This is a genomic window from Candidatus Poriferisodalis sp. (genome assembly GCF_965208555.1).
Taxonomy (GTDB): Bacteria; Actinomycetota; Acidimicrobiia; order Acidimicrobiales; family Poriferisodalaceae; genus Poriferisodalis.
The window spans coordinates 2,984,112-3,000,860 of the sequence record NZ_OZ242342.1 but is presented as its reverse complement, the minus strand read 5'-3'; the positions used below and the strand labels follow the sequence as shown (position 1 = coordinate 3,000,860).

Sequence of the window (16,749 nt, the reverse complement as noted above, 5' to 3'; positions counted from 1 at the left end):
CGGGTATGCGCGATACGCAACCGCCGGTCAGTTGGCGATCTGTTCGAGCAGCGAGTCGCTGATGTCGAAGTTGGCATACACGCCCTGCACATCGTCGTGATCGTCGAGCGCGTCCAGCACCGCCATGACCTGCTTGGCCTCCGACACGCTGGTGAGCTCGATGAGGTTCTGCGGGGAGTAGGTCAGGTCGGCCGACGTCACGGCGATGCCCGATGCCTCGATGGCCTCGCGCACCGCCATCGTGTCCGCAGCGGCGGCGGTGACCCGCCAGGTGTCGCCCTCGCGCTCGACGTCCTCGGCCCCCGCGTCGAGCGCCACCAAAATCAGCTCATCCTCGTCGGGCGCAGCGCCCGCTGAGTCCGATGCGTCCGGTGCTGCCGCCGGCACCACGACCACGCCCTTGCGCTCGAACTGCCACGCCACAGCGCCGGGCTCGGCGAGCGAGCCGCCAGCGCGTGTGAACAGGCTGCGGATCTCCGAGCCGGTGCGGTTGCGGTTGTCGGTCAACGCGTCCACGAACATCGCGATGCCGCCGGGTGCGTAGCCCTCGTAGGTGACCTGTTCGTACGACACCCCTTCGAGCTCGCCCGTGCCCCGCTTGATCGCGCGCTCGATCGTGTCCAGCGGCACCGAGTTGTCGCGGGCCTTCTGGTACATGGTTCGCAGCGTCGCGTTGGCGTCGAGGTCGCCTCCGCCCTCCCGGGCAGCCACCTCGACCTGGCGGATCAGCTTGGCGAACAGCTTCCCGCGCGCCTTGTCGGCGGCGCCTTTGCGGTGCTTGATCGTCGCCCACTTGGAATGACCGGACACAGACCCCCTCCCGATCGAGAGTGCGGAACAGCGTGCGCCACACGGCATGCGCTGAGTCGGGCCAGTCTGCCGGAAACGCGGGGCCGAATCGGGGCGAGTCATCGCAAAATCGAATATGAGGTATTCTTTTAGTGCGTGCTTGGGAGTCGAGCATGTGAGTGCAGCCGGGGATCAGCACTTGATCCCCGGCTGCCCCCCTCCCCCAAGAGCTCCCGTGATCGGGCGGGTCACGAGGCGAGCGCAGCCCTGCGGGCCTGCTCGAGGTGAGGCTCGCCGCGGCCGCGCTGCTGCTTGTCGCAGGCTGCAGTGCGGGGGCCCAGGCGTTGACTCCCGCAGCGGTGCCGCAGCCACAGCCGGAACAGTCGGTGCAGTCCGGAGCGGCTGCCGGCGCCGCACCTGCTCGCGTCCAGCCGCTGCGAGCTGACGCGACCCCCGTTCTCTACGCGGCTCCCGTGAAGCTGCGCCCGCAGCGCCCCGAGGCGGTCGTCGACACGGTGCCGCCCACCACGACAGCGGCCCCGGCACCCAGCGAGGTCACGTACTGCATGGCGAGGCTGGAATCGCTGAGGTCGCTGTTCGCAGCCATCACCAGCCGCCGACAGCAGGTCTCCGAGAATCTGGAGCGAGGAGACATCGCAGGCGCTCAAATGGCGTACGACGTCATGCGCTGGGCGACGGAAGACTTCCAGAGCGTCGGCGAAGCACTTGTCGAGCGCTGCAGCGCCATCGCGGCAGGTGACGCCGCCGAGGCGCAGGCTGCCGTCGACATGGCGCAGGCCCTGTGGCGCGCCGCCGAAGACGACTGTCGCGCCCGCCTCGCCGGCCTGGGACTCGACTGCGGGTGATCAGCCGATCAGCGGGCGCTGTCTGCGACCTCGATCAGCGCATCGGCAAGGCCCTCCAGCAGTGAGGCCTGCAGCGTCGGGTAGTCCTCGCTGAGTTCGGTCAGCTCGTCCGGGTCGTCGTCGAGGCAGAAGAGCTGGTCCTCGCCGGTGGAATGGCGGGTGTACTTCATGCCGTCGGCAATGAGCGTCCTCGTCTTGGCGGGCATGTCCCCCCACGAGCGCGCCGCATTGGGGATGTCGTCCTCGATCAGCACCGACTCCCGCACAGGAACTGCCGGGTCATCGAGCACCGGTGCCAGGCTCACGCCCTGGATGCCGTCGTAACCGTCCAGCCCTGCCAGGTCGAGCAGCGTCGGCCCCAGGTCCAGAGAACTGACAAGTGACGCTGTGCGCGCCGCGCGGCGGCCGGGGCTGGCGATCACCATCGGAACCTGCAGCGTGCCGCGGTAGTGCATGCAGCCCTTCAGGAACAGACCGTGGTCGCCCATCATGTCGCCGTGGTCCGAGGTGAACACCACGATGGTGTTGTCCCCGGCCCCGGCCCGCTCCACCGCGGCGAGGATCTGCCCGACGCAGTCGTCGATGAGCTCGATCATGCCGTAGGTGGCGGCGATCGCTGCGCGCGCCAAGTCATGATCGCCGCCGAGGCCGCATGGATAGACCCAGTACGGCTGACGGGACGGGTGCAGGCGCGCCGTGCGCTGCAGGTGCTCCGGCGCAGCATCGAGCGGATCGTCGACGGTGCGGGGCAGCGCCATCTCGTCGGGACGGTGCCGGTCGAACCACTTGCCCGGCGGGCACATGGGATGGTGCGGATCGGGAAAGGACGCCCAGGCCAGCCACGGCTCGCCCGCATGCGCTGCGTCGGCGATGAACGCCGCCGTCCGCTCCGCGACGAAACGGCTCGAGTGCAGCTCCTCCACATAGGTCGGCCGGTAGATCTGCCACCAGCCGCGGTGACGCCGCTCAGCCGGGCAGTCGGCCGTGTACGGCATCGCGAGCATCTCCAGCGACGCCCCCTTCTCCAGCGCCCAGCGCATGTGGTGCCCGGTGATGCGCGAGCCGTGGTCGATGGCCAGCTCGACGTGGCTGAACCCGTAGAAGCTGCTTGGGAAGTCGGGCTCGCCGCCGAAGTAGCGCTCGGCGTCTTCCAGCGTGTCCCATCCCGCCGGGTACGGGTCGTCGACGGCAGCCTGCAGCCCGCTCTCGACCACCGCATTGCGGCTCAGGCCGTGCTGCAGGTGCGACTTGCCGATCAGCGCGGTCCGGTAGCCGGCTTCGCAGAACTGCCGCACATGGGTGTTGGCGCCCCATTCCAGCGACCGGTCGTTGAAGATCACGCCGTGCGCCGAGGGCATGCGGCCGGTCATGATCGACGACCGGTTGGGCATGCACACGGGATTGGCCACCCAGGCGTTGTCGAACACCGTGCCCCGGGCGGCGATCGAGTCCAGGTGCGGGGTGCGCACCACGTCATTGCCGGCAAAGCCCGCATGATCGGCACGCTGCTGATCGGTGATGATGAACAGCACATTCGGCTGCGTCGCGTCGGCGCCGCCGATCACCGCTTGCCCGACTTGCCCGCTGCCGAGCGGATGTAGGGAATCACCGACTCGCCGGCGAGCACCGGCCCGCTCGTGTGCAGATGGCAGCGCACGTAGCCGCCGTGACGCGCAGCGGTGGCGTCGGGCATGAGCTCGGTGCAGATGTCCATCGCGACCGGGCACCGGTTCGCGAACGGGCAGCCAGGCGGCAGATCGGACGGGCTCGGCGGTTCGGCATCCTTCTTGAACGTCTGCCGCAGCGCCCTCCGCTCGGCCTGCGCAGCCGGGTCGGGCACTGGCACCGAAGCGATCAGCATCTCGGTGTAGGGGTGCGCCGGCAGGTCATAGACCCCCTCGGCCGCACCCTGCTCGACGAGGTAGCCCAGGTACATCACGCCCACGTCGTCGCTCACATGCCGGACGACATCGAGGTCGTGCCCGATGAACAGGAATGCCACGCCGGTGTCGGCCTGCACCCGGCGCAGCACATTGATGACCTGGCTCTGGATGGACACATCGAGGGCGCTGGTGGCCTCGTCGGCGATGATGAGATCGGGCTCCACCGCCAGTGCACGCGCAATCGACACCCGCTGGCGCTGCCCGCCGGACATCTCGTAGGGATAGCGGTCCAGGAATTCGTCGGCCAGGCCGACCTCGTCGAGCAGCTTGACGATGCGCTGCTCGCGTTCGGGGCCGGGCTTGATGCCGAAGTGGCGGGTGATGCCGTCGCCGACGATGGTGCGGACCTGGTGGACCTGATTCAGCGACGAGTACGGGTCTTGCAGCACCGCTTGGACCCGTTTGCGGAACGCCAGCTCCGATTCCCGCTGCACGTGCGTGACATCGACGCCGTCGAGCCGGACGGTTCCCGCGGTGACGTCGATCAGCTGCAGGATGGCCCGCGCCACGGTGGATTTGCCCGAGCCCGACTCGCCGACGAGGCCGAACGTGCGGTGGGGCTCGATGGCGAAGCTGATGCCGTTGACGGCCTTCACCGTGGGCATGGTTTCGCGCAGCAGCCGCTGGCGGCCCGCGAAGTGCACATGCAGGTTCTCCACCTCGAGAAATGGCTGCGTCATGCGCTCGTCTCCGCCCCGGGGCCGAACTCGAACTCGGCATGGCGCACGCAGCGCACCAAGTCGGCGCCGACGGCTTCCAGCAATGGCACCGAGGTGCGGCACTGATCTGTCGCGAACTCGCAACGCGGCGCGAACCGGCATCCGTCGGGCCACGCGGCTGCCGACGGCACGACACCGCCGATCACCGGCAGGTCCCCGTGGCCGCGGTGGCTCTGCGGCATGGTGCTCAGCAGCGCCTGCGTGTAGGGGTGGCGCGGCCGTGAGAACAGCGTCGAGACGGTTGCCGTCTCGACGACCTGTCCGGCGTACATCACCAGCACGCGATCGGCGGCATCCGCGATGACGCCCAGATCGTGGGTGATCAAGATGACCGCCATCTGGTGGCGTTCCTGGATCTCGGCCATCAGGTCAAGGATCTGGCCTTGCACCGTGACGTCCAGCGCCGTCGTCGGCTCGTCTGCGATGAGCAGCTTGGGCTCGCAGGCCAGCGCCATGGCGATGCCCACCCGCTGCGCCATGCCGCCCGAGAACTCGTGCGGGTACTGCTCGAGCCGGCGCTCCGGGTCGGGGACCTGCACCTCCGCGAGCAGCTCGGCGGCCCTCGCCCGCGCCTGCGGCCTGGTCATGTCGGTGTGGACGAGCAGCGACTGCATGAGCTGCCGCCCCACCTTGAGCGCCGGGTTGAGTGCCGCCACCGGCTCCTGGAAGATCACGCCGATGTCGCGCCCGCGGATCTCCCGCCATTCCGACTCGGGCAGGAAGGTGACCTCGCGACCGTCGAACGAGATGCTGCCCTGGCTCAGATAGCCGGGCGGGGGCGTGAGGCCCAGCGCTGCCAGCATCGTCATGCTCTTGCCCGAGCCCGACTCGCCCACGACCCCGAGCGTCTCGCCCGGGTACACCTCGAGCGACACGTCCGACAGCACCCGGTGAACGGTGCCTCCCGCGGCGGGAAACCCGACCGCCAGGTCCCGGATGGACAGCACGGCGCCGCTCGCATGCAGTTGCACCACCGGAGGCAGCGCGACCTGCCTGGGAACCGTCAGGGCGCTGTTGGCGGCGTCACGGCCGAGCGAGTCGCGGATGCCGTCGCCGAGCAGGTTGAACGCCAGCACCGTCAGCACCAGCGCCCCGCCGGCGGGCACGATCTGCCAGATCCCCTCCAGGCGGAAGTCGAGGCGTGCGGTGGCCAGCATCACGCCCCAGTCGGGGTCGTCGAGCTTCGCGCCGATGCCGAGGAAGCTGAGCGTGGCGCCGATCAAAATGACGGCGCCCGAGATGATGGCCACCTGCACGATCAGCGACGGCAGCAGGTTCGGCGCGATGTAGCGGCGCAGAATGGTCGCGGGCGACAGCCCGGTGATGCGGGCCGCGTCGACGTACAGCTCCTCCTTCTCCGCGAGGGTGACCGCACGGGTCAGGCGCGCGAACCGTGTCGCCATGGCGATGCCGACGCCGAGCATCGCCGAGGGCAGGCTCGGCTCCAGGATGATGATGACCGCCATCGCCAGCAGCACGATCGGCAGCGAGAACAGCACGTCGTTGATCCACATCACGATGCGGTCGACCCGTCCGCCCCGCCAGCCCGAGAACAGGCCCACCGGCACGCCGAGCCCCACGGCGACGACCATCGCGATGACGATCGAGTTCACGGCGAAGCGCGCCCCGTGTACCACCCGGCTGTAGAAGTCGCGCCCCTGCCCGTCGGTGCCGAGCCAGTGGTCCCAGCTGGGGCCCTCGAACGTCCGCGTCAGCGTCACGTCGCCGGCGTAGGGGTCGTGGGGTGCCAGCAGTCCCGGCCACAGCCACGCCAGCAGCAGCAGCGTCACCCACACGCTCGCCGCGACGGTCAGCGGGTTGCGGAACATCCGCACCCAGAACTGCGAGCGCGATCGGGCGGGCTGGGCCGACTGCGGCGCCGACGCCGCCATCGCCGTCGAGGCGTCGCTCACCGCTCCAGCCTCACCTTGGGGTTCAGTAGCCCGTAGCTGATGTCGACCAGCAGGTTGACGACCAGCACCACGATGCCCACGACCAGCATCGAGCCCTGCAGCACGGTGACGTTGCGGGTCTGGATGGCGTTGGTGAGCAGCGTGCCCATCCCGTTGATGTTGAACACCACCTCCACCGTGAATGTCAGCCCCAGCGCCGCCGCGGCGCGGAAGCCGATCGCCGTGACGGTCGGGATCATCGCGTTGGGCAGCGCGTGCTCCCCGATCAGCGACATCCGCCCGACGCCGCGCGCACGAGCGGCCAGCACGTAGCGCGACTGCAGGGCGTTGCTCATGGAGCTGCGAAGCTGGCGCTGCACCAGCGCGACGGTCGGCAGCGCAAGCCCGATGGCGGGCAGCGTGATGCTGCCGAGCCATCCCGTGATGCTCTCCGACGGCCGGGTGTAGCCGGCGGGGCTGAGCCAGCCCCACTTCACCGCCAGCCACCACGACAGCAGCATCGCCAGCACGAAGCCGGGGGCGGCGATGAGTGCCGCCGACGCCACCGAGAGCGCCCGGTCGGCGCCGCCGCCGGGCTTGACGCCCGAGACGATGCCCATCGCCATGCCGGCCGCCACCCCGATGACGAGGCTGTAGCCCACGATGCTCAGCGTCGGCCCGATGCGGTCGGCGATGAGGCTCCACACCGTGACGCTCTCGTTCGTCAACGACGTGCCGAGGTCGCCCGTGACGGCACTGGCCAGCCAGCGCACGAACCTGATCGGCATCGGGTCGTCAAGCCCGAGCTGGCGCTCGACCTGGGCGATGCACTCGATGGTGGCACCCTCGCCGCAGACCGAGCCGGCGATGGATCCGCGGGCTTCCATCGCGACTGCGATGGCAAACGAGATCACCGCTATGGCGAACAGCAGGGGGATCATCGCCAGCAGGCGGATTCCGATGTAGCGCGCCACGTGGTCCCCTCAGTCCATCCGGTGGGTGCGATACGCCGGGGGCCGGGTTCCGGGGGCACCCCGGCGCATCGCGACTCCTGACGTCAGCTCTTCGTGACCCCGTGCGGCCAGAAGTGGATCGGGATGCCCTGGGTGTGGTGCACGCCGTCAACACCGTCCTGGTAGGCGATCACCGTCGTCAAGGTGTTGTTGACGATGAAGATGCACTCTTCGAGCATGATCTTCCAGGCCGCCGCGACATCGGCCTCACCGTCGACGAAGTTCTTGCCTCTCGCTGCGGCAACCAGCTCCACGACGCCGTCAGGGCTGACCTTCGACGGGTTGAAGCCCGCTTCGCCGGTCCGTGCGACCAGCGACATCAGGGCGTTCGGCTCGTTGAACGGGATGATCTGGACCGGGTGCTGGCCTCGGGCGAGGCGCCCGAACATCTCGCCCCCGCTGGGCGGGTCCAGCGCCTCGTTCTGCATGGTGATGCCCAGCTCGGCGAGCGCGGTGCCCCACGCCGACGACAGCACCGGCCAGAAGCCGGCCGGCAGGTGGCCGTTGGTGAACGTGAAGCCCTCTTCGCCGGTGGCCTCGAAGCGCGCCTTGGCCGCTTCGATGTCGAAGTCGGGAACGTCGAGATCGTCGATCCATGCGTAGTCAGACGGTCCGGTCGCGAACTGGTTGTTCTCCGAGCCCGGCGCGTTCAGCCGCGCCTGGATGCCTTGACGGTTCAGCGCTTGGGCCATCGCGCAGCGCACTTCCCGGTTCGCCAGCTGCGGGATCTGCTGCCCTGTCCAGTCGGCCACCACGAATCCGATGCGGACGGTGAAGTTGCTGGTGACGTCGCCGGTGATCAGCAGGTCCAAGTCGTTGAGGAGCACCACCGATGCGTCGTACTGGCCGGCGTTGAAGGCGTCCACCCGGGCGATCTGGTCGATGGCCACCACCAGCCGCGCGGTCTCCAGCCCGACGAGGCCCGGCTGCCAGTAGTCGGCATTGGCGGCCAGGTCGATCTGGGTCAGGTCGGGGCTCGACTCGGACCAGGCGTAGGGGCCCGTGCCCATGGGAGAAGCGGCGGCATCGCCCAGCGACGCCGGCGAGACCATCAGGCCGGAGTTGCGGATCAGCCCGCTCAGCAGCAGGATCTCGCCGGGACCCTTCAGGTTGAACTTCACCGTGTGCTCGTCCAGCGCCTCGATGGTGTCCACAATGCCGAGCTGGCCGGCGACCGGCGGGATCACCTGCGGCGGGCCCGCGGTCTTCACGAACTCCACGTTCGCCACCACGGCGTCTGCGTTGAACGGCGCTCCGTCGTGGAAGGTGATGCCCTCGTGCAGGTAGAAGGTGACCTCCGTGCCGCTGTCGTTGGTCTCCCAGCAGCGCGCCAGCCACGGCACGACGCTGCCGTCGGCGTTCTGGCGCACCAGGCCCTCGTAGATCCAGCCGTAGTAGGCGAACGTCGCCGGTGTCTGGTCGTCGTGCGGGTTGAGCGAGTTCGCCGGCAGCGAGATCGCATAGACGAAGTCGCCGCTCGGGGCGAACGTGCCCGGCTCCAGCGGCGGCAGATCCGCCGCGCAGTTGGCGCCTTCGGCCACCACGACCTGTCCCAGGTCTGCGGGCTCGTCGTCTTCCTCTTCGACCGCCGCCGGTTCAGCCGCATCGGCATCGGCCGGCTCGTCGGCGTCGGCCGGGGCTGCGTCGGCACCGGCGTCGTCTGTCGCTGCGTCCTCGACGATCGCAGGCGCAAAACCGGTCTCGTCGCCGCCGCATGCAGCCGCCGCTAAGCCGAATGCGAACAACAGAGCAAGTGCTCGGGTCCATCTGCTTCGAGTCATCGACTTGTCCCTTCCGCCTGGCTGGTCCGAGCGGAGCTGCCGCATCTGCGTGCTCCCTGCGCTCGACAGCGAGTGTCACGAAGAATAATCGCGCTTCTTCGTTGGTCGGGGACCGGTCTCAGAACGCGGGCGCGGACGCGTGCCGCGACGCCGCGGAGGCCGCTCTAGGTCAGCGACGAGAACGCTTTGCAGAACCGGAGGGGGTTCTCGTGGAAGATCGCGCCCTTCTCGCTGTCGTCGAGCCAGCCGAACTCGTCGATCTTGGCCACGAGGTCGTCGGACGGCCGCCCGGTGCTGTCGCGGGTGGTGCCTGCGGCGCTGGGCACCTCGCTGCCGAAGCACATCCGGTGGGGCCCGAGCTGGCGTATGGCGGCGCTCAGGAACTCCGCGTCGTACGCGCAGGTGTCGTAGAACAGGTTGTCGACGAAGTCGTCGGCGACCATGTGCGCCCGGTCGGCTGACGGGTACCGCTCGATCACCCCGCCGCAATGGCAGATCAGCATCCGCAGCTCGGGGTGCCGGTCGAAAACGCGGCCCCGCAGCACGAACTGCTTCGCGTGGTACTCCTCGGCCTGGTAGTCGAGCTGGAAGCCCAGGAAGATGTCGTTGGAGCGCTCGTCGCGGTTGGCCGCCCCATGCACGATCAGGGGCACGTCCAGGTGCGCGGCGCGTTCGTACAGCGGGTCCCAGTAGCGGGTGTGCATGCCCGGCAGCGAGCGCGTCCCGCACGGATTCGGGCTGACGTAGGCCGCGACGAACCCCAGCTCGAGCACGCACCGGTTGAGCTCGGCCAGCATGTGCGTCGAGTCCTCGGCGTCGCGCCGCTGGGGAAGCTGTGCTGCAGCCAGGAACCGATCGGGCGCCAGCCGGCACTGCGCGTCGATCAGGTCGTTGATCAGCTCGGCGCAGGCTTCGATGATGTGCGTCGGCGCCCAGCCGAACTGCATCGGGGGCTTGGGCCCGATGATCTGCGCGTCGATGCGCCGCTTGTCGAGCTGGCGGATGTGCGCCTCCACCGCCGGCTCCAGCTCGCTGATGTCGTACGGCAGGATCGGCGGCATCGGGCCGGTCTTGACGGCGCTCGGCATGGGCGAGTTGGCAGCCAGCATCAGCAGCGCCGGCGTGTACAGGCTCAGCGGTGCCGAGACGTGCCCATGCACGTCGAGGACTTTGCGGCCGTCATGCATCGGCGCACCTCCGTTCGGGCCGGTCCAATTGGGGGGGGGGGGGGGGGTACCTGGCCGGTTGAGTTGCCACTGTCTGAAATCGATTCCATAACGAGAAGTATTCTTCTTAATCGCTCACGCCGCCAATGCACGCCGTTCATGAGGCGATTCCGCAGCGTTCGAGCCTCAGCCGCCCGGCACGACTCCCGAGGCGGCCATCGCCCACAGCACCGCAGCGGCCGTGCCGGCAGCCAGGTACGGCCCCAGCGGCCGGCTGGCACGAGCGCCGTGCCGCGCCATCACCACCAGCGCCTCGGGCAGCGCCGCAAGGAAGCCCGCGGCGAGGCCCAGCAGTGCGACATGCCACCCCCACCAACCGCACACCAGCCCGTTGAGCACGCTGAACCGGACGTCGCCGAAACCCATCGACGGCGGGTGGACGAAGTGGATCGCGAACACCGGCGCGCTGGCCGCGAATGCCCCGGCGAGCGCGCCCCACAAGCCTGACGGGTCGCCCCGGACCAGCGAGGCGGCGGCGTACAGCACCCAGACCGCTGCCGCTGCGGGCCAGATCAGCTTGGTCGGCAGCAGCCGCGTGCGCAGGTCGATCACGGCGAGTGCGGTCGCCGAGCCGAGCCACACCAGCAGTGCGGCGCAGACGAGTGCGCCAGTCCAGGTCACGGCGTTCCGTCGATCTCCCAGGGGCTTGACGCTGCCCGACGTCCCTCGCGGACGCCGGGGAAAAGTTGGAGAATAGTCATTCGTCTTCCAAGTACATTGGACAGACCGTGTCCGATCTCAGCCAGACGCCAGCAGCCGAGGCGACGGGCCAGCCGCGGCCCATCGTCATGCCCGGCGGCACCCGCAAGCGCCGCATGGGCCTGGCCCTGGTGGGTCTTGTGCTCGTGGCCGGCGCTGCGTTCGGCTTCTGGTACGTGCTGCAGACCGTCGACGAGCGCCGGCCCTACGTCGTGGCAGCGCGCGACATCGCGCGCTGGGACCGGGTCAGCTCGTCGGATTTCCGGCTCGTCAACGCGAACATCGGCGACGCCTCCGCGATGGTCGCCGGCCAGATGGGCGCCGTCTACGGCCAGTGGGCGACGGGCCCCATCCCCAACGGCACGTTCGTCACGCCGGGCATGTTCCGGCCGCCGCCGCTGTCGAGCGAGGCCGAGGCCCGCAGCATCGTCATCCAGGTCAGCCTGCCGGCCGAGGACGTGACCTACGGCGCGCTCGAGACCGGCGACACCATCGCCCTGATCGGCCGTGAGGCGCTGGCCGACCCGGCGCTGGGCCTCGGCACCGCAGAGAGCCTCGACGCCGGCTATGGGGCCCAGAATTCCGAGCTTGCGCTGCTCGGGGTGCTCCGGCTCGACAACGTGCAGGGCGGCAACATCATCTATGTCGTCGAGCCGGCACGGGCGCTCGAGATCCAGCGGCTGGTGAGCCGCTACCTCGCCGCCACCGACCGCCAGATCTGGCGACTGGGATTCGACCTGACGGCCGAGGACGTCCAGCGGGCTCTGGACGGCGGCGCCGATTTAGGAAACAATGGGAACGAATAGTCAGGGCTATTCCTCGACATGTTGACCGTCTACAGCACGTATGGATCGCCGGGCGCGTCCACCACCGCGGTTTATCTGGCTGCGCAGTGGGCGTCGTCGGGGCGCCAGGTGCTGCTGATCGAGACCGACGCTGCGGCCGGTTCGCTGAGCCAGAAGCTCGGCATCCAGTTCACTCCCGGCACCGCCTCGTTCATGGCGGCGGGCAAGCCGGTGACCTCCGCAGACCTGATCGAGCATGCGCAGGACGTGCTGTTCAACGACTTCCACGTCATGCCGACGCCGTCGAGTCCGTCCGGGGCCAAGGGGGTCGCCGAGAAGTTCTCGCGTCTCGGCGAGGAGCTGCGCGACATCTCCGACAACGAGATGGCCATCATCGTCGACGGGGGTCGCCTGACTGCCGATGCCCGCACGTCGGAGCTGACCACCAGCGCTGCCGCGGTGCTGATCGTCGCCCGCGACAACACCCAGCTGCCGAGTCTCGAGCATGTCAGCGGCGTCTTGGTCGACGATGCCGCCCTGCCCGGGCCGCTCGGCCTGGTGGCGACGGTGGGCTCGAGCCCGCTCAAGGACAGCGAGTGGAGCGCCAGTCACGGATTGAAGCTGGTCGGCAGCGTCGACCTCAGCACCGAGCGCGGCACCGATCTGTCGATGTTCATGTCGCGGGGCAAGCGCAAGTCGCGCAAGCTGCGCGGCAGCCTCGAGAAGCTCGCGGACGCGCTGTACGAGTACGCGTGCCCGGCGAGCGCTGCTGCGCCGCGCGCACGCCTGCCGGCCAATCGGCCCGAGCCCGACGCGTCTCCCACCGAGGGCCCCGACACGGCGCCCGCCGCCGACCCAGACTACCTGCTCGCCGGGGTGCCGCAGCCTGCCGCGCCTGCGCCGTCCCCGCCGATGCCACCCGCCGCGGCGATGCCGCAGCCGCCCGCTCCGGCCTACCCGCAGTACGACCCGTCGGTGCCCGCGGGCCCGCCGCCCGGTCAACCGCCGCCGTCGTACGACCAGCAGCCGGCGCCGTATGAGCAGCAGCCGCCTGCCCCGGCGGCCTACCAGCCACCGCCTCCCCAGCCCGGCTACCCCCAGCCGCCCTATCCCCAGCCGCCGTACCCCCCGCAGGGCTACCCCGACAGCGGCCACGCCGCGCCGGGCTACGGCCACGTACAGCAGCCGCCCTACCCCGAGCAGCACCAGCAGGCGCAGTACCCCGCTCCCCCGCCGGTCTACGACTACAGCGACCATGGCGGCCAGAGCCCGCCGCCCTATGGCCAGCCTGCGCAGGCCGGCCAGCCCCCGGCCCCGCCGGCGCCGGACGTGCCTCCGGTGCCGCCCGTCGAGATGCCGCCGCCTGAGGCACCCACCGTGCCGACGGGTTCGTTCCGCTCCTGGGCAGTGCAGCTCTTCGGCGAATCGGCCGGCGGCGACCCCGACGACAAATGGCCCAGCCCGGGAACCGGAGCCACGGCGTGAACGCCGCCGGGCACGCGCACGCAGGTGCTGCAGACGCGAACCAACGCCCTGCCTAGGCGGCCATGACCGACACCGCCGAACGTCGCCCGGGATTCGAGCTCTTCGAGCAGTCGCGCAACGACCTGCTGCGCCACTACCTCGAGCTGCAGCGCCAGAAGCTGCCCAGCGAGGTCATCGACGAGCGGCTGATGGCGGTGGCCGATCGGATCCTCGAGCAGAACGACACCGCAGCGGTGATGCGCGGCGCCACGCAGCTCGATGCCGAGAGCCGGCGCGAGTTCCGCGCGAACGTGCGAGGGCTGATGGGCGGCGGCGCGCTGGTGCCGCTGCTCGAGCGTCCCGACGTCGAGAACATCCACGTGCTCGGCCACGACACGGTGATTTTGTCGCTGGCCGACGGCCGCCGCGTCATGGCGCCGCCGCTGGCGGACAGCGAGGAAGAGCTGGTGACCATGATCCGTCACCTGGCCGCCACCGCCGGCCACACCTCGCGCCGGTTCGACACGGCCTCGCCGATCCTCGACCTGCGTCTGTCGTCGGGGCACCGGCTGTTCGCCGTCACCGCCGTGGCGGAGCGCACCTCGATGGTGATCCGGCGTCACCGCATGCTGACCGCCTCGCTCGACTTGCTGCTGCAGTCAGGCACGGTCACCCCGCAGATGATCCCGGTGCTGCGCGCGGCGGTGCGGCCCCCCGACCCAGCCAACATGCTGGTCGTCGGCGGCACCGGCGCCGGCAAGACCACGCTGTTGCGCTCGCTGCTGTCGGAGGTGCCCCAGTCCGACCTGATCGTGACGGTCGAGGACACGCTCGAGCTGCACCTGCGCTCGTCGGGCCTGCACGAGCGCACGCTCGCGCTCGAGACCCGCACCGCCAACACCGAGGGCACCGGCGAGATCACGATGTACGACTGCCTGCGGGCTGCGCTGCGGATGTCGCCCGACCGGGTGATCGTCGGCGAGGTGCGCGGCGGCGAGGTGATGCAGCTGTTGCAGTCGATGGGCATCGGCGTGGACGGGTCGCTCGGCACCATCCACGCGGGCAGCACCGAGGCCGCCATCAACAAGATCCTCATCTACGCACAGCGCTCGCCCGATGCGCCGACGCCCGATTCGGTGCTGAGAGAGATCGCCGAGGTGCTGCACCTGCTGGTGTACATCAAGAAGCTGCCCGACGGCCGCCGGGCCATCACCTCGATCCGCGAGGTCACCGGCTACGCCGACGGCGAAGTGCTCACCAATGAGGTGTTCTCCGCCGGCCCCGACGGCGTGGCCGTGTACACGCGGCCGTTCACGCCCGACGGCGAGGCGCTGGCGAGGCTGCAGGCATCGGGCTTCGACCCGTCCATGCTCGGGCCGCCCCAGCAGCCGATGGACGCCGCACCGTATGCCCCGGCCCCTGCGCCGGCCCCGCCGCCAGCTCCGCCGCGAGCCCCTGCGCACGAATACCGGCATCCCCAGAGCCAGAGCCGCTACCTGCCGTCATCGCCGGCACCCGCGGCGGGCCAGCCCCCGGCCCCGCGCGCGCCGCAGCCCCCGCCGATGCCGCAGCAGCAACCGCAGCCGAACGGCACCGTTCCGGCAACGCCTGCCATACCCCGCCAGCCCCACGCAGGGGGCTGAGCCGTGCACGGCTTCGCCTCGGTGGCCTTCGGTGCGCTTGCCGGCCTGGGCGCAGTCACGCTGCTGATCGGCCTGCTCAAGCTGCCCGCCCGCCCGCCTCGGCAACGCCTGCGCAGCTTCCAGACCAAGGAACTGCGGGCACGCACGCAGGGCGTCGACACACAGCTCCTGGGGAGCTTGGGCCTGGCCGTGCTGCTGGCTTTCGGCACGTGGTACGCCACCGGGTGGCCGGTCGCCGTGCTGATCGGCGCGGCCACCGGGTTCATCGTTCCCAGGATGGTCGCCGTTCCCCGCCAGCGCCGGGCGGTGGCCGACGAGATCGAGGCTTACTCGCAGTGGACCGAGCAGATCCGCGACCTGGTGTCGGCCAGCGGTTCGCTGTTCGAGGCGGTCACGCTGTCGGCGCCGAGCGCGCCGCCCATGCTGCGGCCTCACGTCACCCAGCTCGCGTCGCTGGCCGGCACGGTCGGCCTCGCGCCGGCGCTGGACTGGTTCGCCGCCCAGATGAAGTCGCCCTACGCCGACCGCCTGGTGCTGGGCATGAACATCGCCTGGGATTCGGGCGCCCGCATCACCGAGGCGTTCGAGAGCGTGGCCCGCGCCATGCGCAACGAGGTGGAGATGCGCCGCCGCAACGAGGTCGCCAATGCCCGCACCTGGACCCAGGTGGTGTCCATCACCGGCATCACGGTGGTGTCGGTGGTGCTGATGTTCGCGTTCAACCGGGGCTTCTTCGACCCGTTCGGGTCGCTGACCGGCCAGATCATCCTGCTGGCCGTCGGCGTGATGATCTTCGGGAACATCCTGTGGGTGCTGAAGCTGTCCGCCTCGGGGGCGCCGGTGCGGCTGCTTGACCAGCGCGAGCTCGAAGAGAAGCTGGCCGGGCTGGCGGCCACGACCGAGGCGGCGCAGTCATGACTTCGCAGGTGCTGGCGATGGGCGCTGTGGTGGGGCTCGGCATCATGCTCATCGGCTTGGGTCTGCGTCGCAGGCCGCCCCAGCTGACGCTTCCCGGTCTGGATGCGTCGGGGTCGGGCATGCGCGGGGCGACGCGGCGTGCGGCCGGCCGTGTCGAGCGCGACCTGCAGCGCAAGCAGCAGCTGGGCCAGGACGCGGCCATGGTGGGGCGAACGCTCGAGATCCACGCGCTGACGAAGCTGGGCGGCCTGGTCGCAGGCGCTGTGCTGATCATCGTCGTGTCCGTGATGTTCACGGTCGCCATGGGCGTGTCCATTCCGCCGATGCTGATCGTGGCGTGCGCTGCCGGCGGCGCGCTGCTGGGCTGGTGGCTGCCCGATTCGATGCTGAAGACCGACGCAGAGAAAGAGCGCGAGCGCTTCAAGCAGTCGTCGGAGGCGTGGCTGGAGCTGGTCGCGCAGCTCGTGACGGCGGGTTCCGACGAGCACGCTGCGCTCAACGCTGCGGCGCGCTGTTCCAATCAGCCGGCGTTCACCGCCATACGCGATGCGCTGGCCGAGTCCTCGGCGCTGGGCGAGCCGCCGTGGGACGGCTTGCGCCGGCTGAGCGAGTCGCGCCGGCTGCGGTTCATGGAGCCGTTCATCGCCGCGCTGGAGCTGGCGGGCACCACCGGTGCGGGTTCGCGGCAGGCGATCCTGAGCCAGGTCGAGGCGGCGCGCAACAAGTCCCTGGCCGAGGCCGATGCCGAAGCCGCATCTGCCAGCGAGAAGATGGGCGCTCCCCTGGCGCTCATCGGCGGAGCGTTCATGGTGCTGATGGGCTACCCGCCCCTCGCCGGCATCTTGAACTCCGACTCCATCCCCACCGGCTTCTGAGGAGTCTTTCGCGGCGACTGACCGCGTCGGATCGAACAACAGGCGCACAAGACGCGCGAAGCGGGCATGCCGAATATGCAGTGAACTGCGAATAGGATTGAGCGAGTAGCAAATCTGCCCAACAAGGTGCGCGAGT

Annotated in this window: 14 protein-coding genes; 6 read left to right on the top strand and 8 right to left on the bottom strand. The window is 69.8% G+C overall.

Annotated elements, in window-relative coordinates; genetic code table 11:
- Positions 1 to 27: 27 nt before the first annotated feature.
- A complete protein-coding gene (locus tag ACOGXE_RS13790) occupies positions 28 to 810 on the bottom strand; it encodes a YebC/PmpR family DNA-binding transcriptional regulator (protein ID WP_419931476.1) in 783 nt (260 codons plus the stop codon).
- A 452-nt stretch (positions 811 to 1,262) separates the two neighbouring features.
- Here ACOGXE_RS13790 and ACOGXE_RS13785 point away from each other — a divergent pair, with 452 nt between their 5' ends.
- Positions 1,263 to 1,655, top strand: coding sequence for a hypothetical protein (locus tag ACOGXE_RS13785; RefSeq protein WP_419931475.1), 393 nt, complete (start codon positions 1,263 to 1,265; stop codon positions 1,653 to 1,655).
- 8 nt (positions 1,656 to 1,663) lie between these two features.
- Here ACOGXE_RS13785 and ACOGXE_RS13780 read toward each other — a convergent pair whose 3' ends face one another.
- From ACOGXE_RS13780 to ACOGXE_RS13750, 7 genes are all read right to left on the bottom strand, one after another.
- Positions 1,664 to 3,220 carry a sulfatase gene (locus ACOGXE_RS13780; protein WP_419931474.1) on the bottom strand — a complete coding sequence of 519 codons (1,557 nt, stop codon included), beginning with the start codon at positions 3,218 to 3,220 and terminating at the stop codon, positions 1,664 to 1,666.
- Positions 3,217 to 4,278: an ABC transporter ATP-binding protein gene (locus ACOGXE_RS13775; protein ID WP_419931473.1), complete on the bottom strand. Its 1,062-nt coding sequence runs from the start codon at positions 4,276 to 4,278 to the stop codon at positions 3,217 to 3,219. The genes ACOGXE_RS13780 and ACOGXE_RS13775 overlap by 4 nt, the downstream gene beginning before the upstream one ends.
- Entirely contained in the window at positions 4,275 to 6,230 is a 1,956-nt protein-coding gene (locus ACOGXE_RS13770; RefSeq protein ID WP_419931472.1) for a dipeptide/oligopeptide/nickel ABC transporter permease/ATP-binding protein, read from the bottom strand. Before ACOGXE_RS13770 ends, ACOGXE_RS13775 begins: the two co-directional genes overlap by 4 nt.
- Positions 6,227 to 7,183: an ABC transporter permease gene (locus ACOGXE_RS13765; protein ID WP_419864301.1), complete on the bottom strand. Its 957-nt coding sequence runs from the start codon at positions 7,181 to 7,183 to the stop codon at positions 6,227 to 6,229. The genes ACOGXE_RS13770 and ACOGXE_RS13765 overlap by 4 nt, the downstream gene beginning before the upstream one ends.
- Before the next feature lie 83 nt (positions 7,184 to 7,266).
- Entirely contained in the window at positions 7,267 to 9,003 is a 1,737-nt protein-coding gene (locus ACOGXE_RS13760) for an ABC transporter substrate-binding protein (protein WP_419931471.1), read from the bottom strand.
- A 164-nt stretch (positions 9,004 to 9,167) separates the two neighbouring features.
- Entirely contained in the window at positions 9,168 to 10,190 is a 1,023-nt protein-coding gene (locus ACOGXE_RS13755; RefSeq protein ID WP_419931470.1) for an amidohydrolase family protein, read from the bottom strand.
- 165 nt (positions 10,191 to 10,355) lie between these two features.
- On the bottom strand, positions 10,356 to 10,850 hold the full coding sequence (locus tag ACOGXE_RS13750; RefSeq protein ID WP_419931469.1) for a prepilin peptidase: 495 nt from the start codon (positions 10,848 to 10,850) through the stop codon (positions 10,356 to 10,358).
- A gap of 107 nt (positions 10,851 to 10,957) precedes the next feature.
- On the opposite strand from ACOGXE_RS13750, the gene ACOGXE_RS13745 reads away from it, so the two are divergent.
- From ACOGXE_RS13745 to ACOGXE_RS13725, 5 genes are all read left to right on the top strand, one after another.
- Positions 10,958 to 11,734 carry an SAF domain-containing protein gene (locus ACOGXE_RS13745; RefSeq protein WP_419931468.1) on the top strand — a complete coding sequence of 259 codons (777 nt, stop codon included), beginning with the start codon at positions 10,958 to 10,960 and terminating at the stop codon, positions 11,732 to 11,734.
- Positions 11,735 to 11,752: 18 nt separating this feature from the next.
- Positions 11,753 to 13,198, top strand: a complete 1,446-nt coding sequence (locus tag ACOGXE_RS13740) for a tyrosine-protein kinase family protein (protein WP_419931467.1) — start codon at positions 11,753 to 11,755, stop codon at positions 13,196 to 13,198.
- A 62-nt stretch (positions 13,199 to 13,260) separates the two neighbouring features.
- Positions 13,261 to 14,820 (top strand): CpaF family protein, encoded by a 1,560-nt coding sequence (locus ACOGXE_RS13735; RefSeq protein WP_419931466.1) that lies wholly within the window; start codon positions 13,261 to 13,263, stop codon positions 14,818 to 14,820.
- Between the two features lie 3 nt (positions 14,821 to 14,823).
- On the top strand, positions 14,824 to 15,738 hold the full coding sequence (locus ACOGXE_RS13730) for a type II secretion system F family protein (RefSeq protein WP_419931465.1): 915 nt from the start codon (positions 14,824 to 14,826) through the stop codon (positions 15,736 to 15,738).
- Positions 15,735 to 16,613, top strand: a complete 879-nt coding sequence (locus ACOGXE_RS13725; RefSeq protein ID WP_419931464.1) for a type II secretion system F family protein — start codon at positions 15,735 to 15,737, stop codon at positions 16,611 to 16,613. The genes ACOGXE_RS13730 and ACOGXE_RS13725 overlap by 4 nt, the downstream gene beginning before the upstream one ends.
- The last annotated feature ends 136 nt before the right edge of the window (positions 16,614 to 16,749 follow it).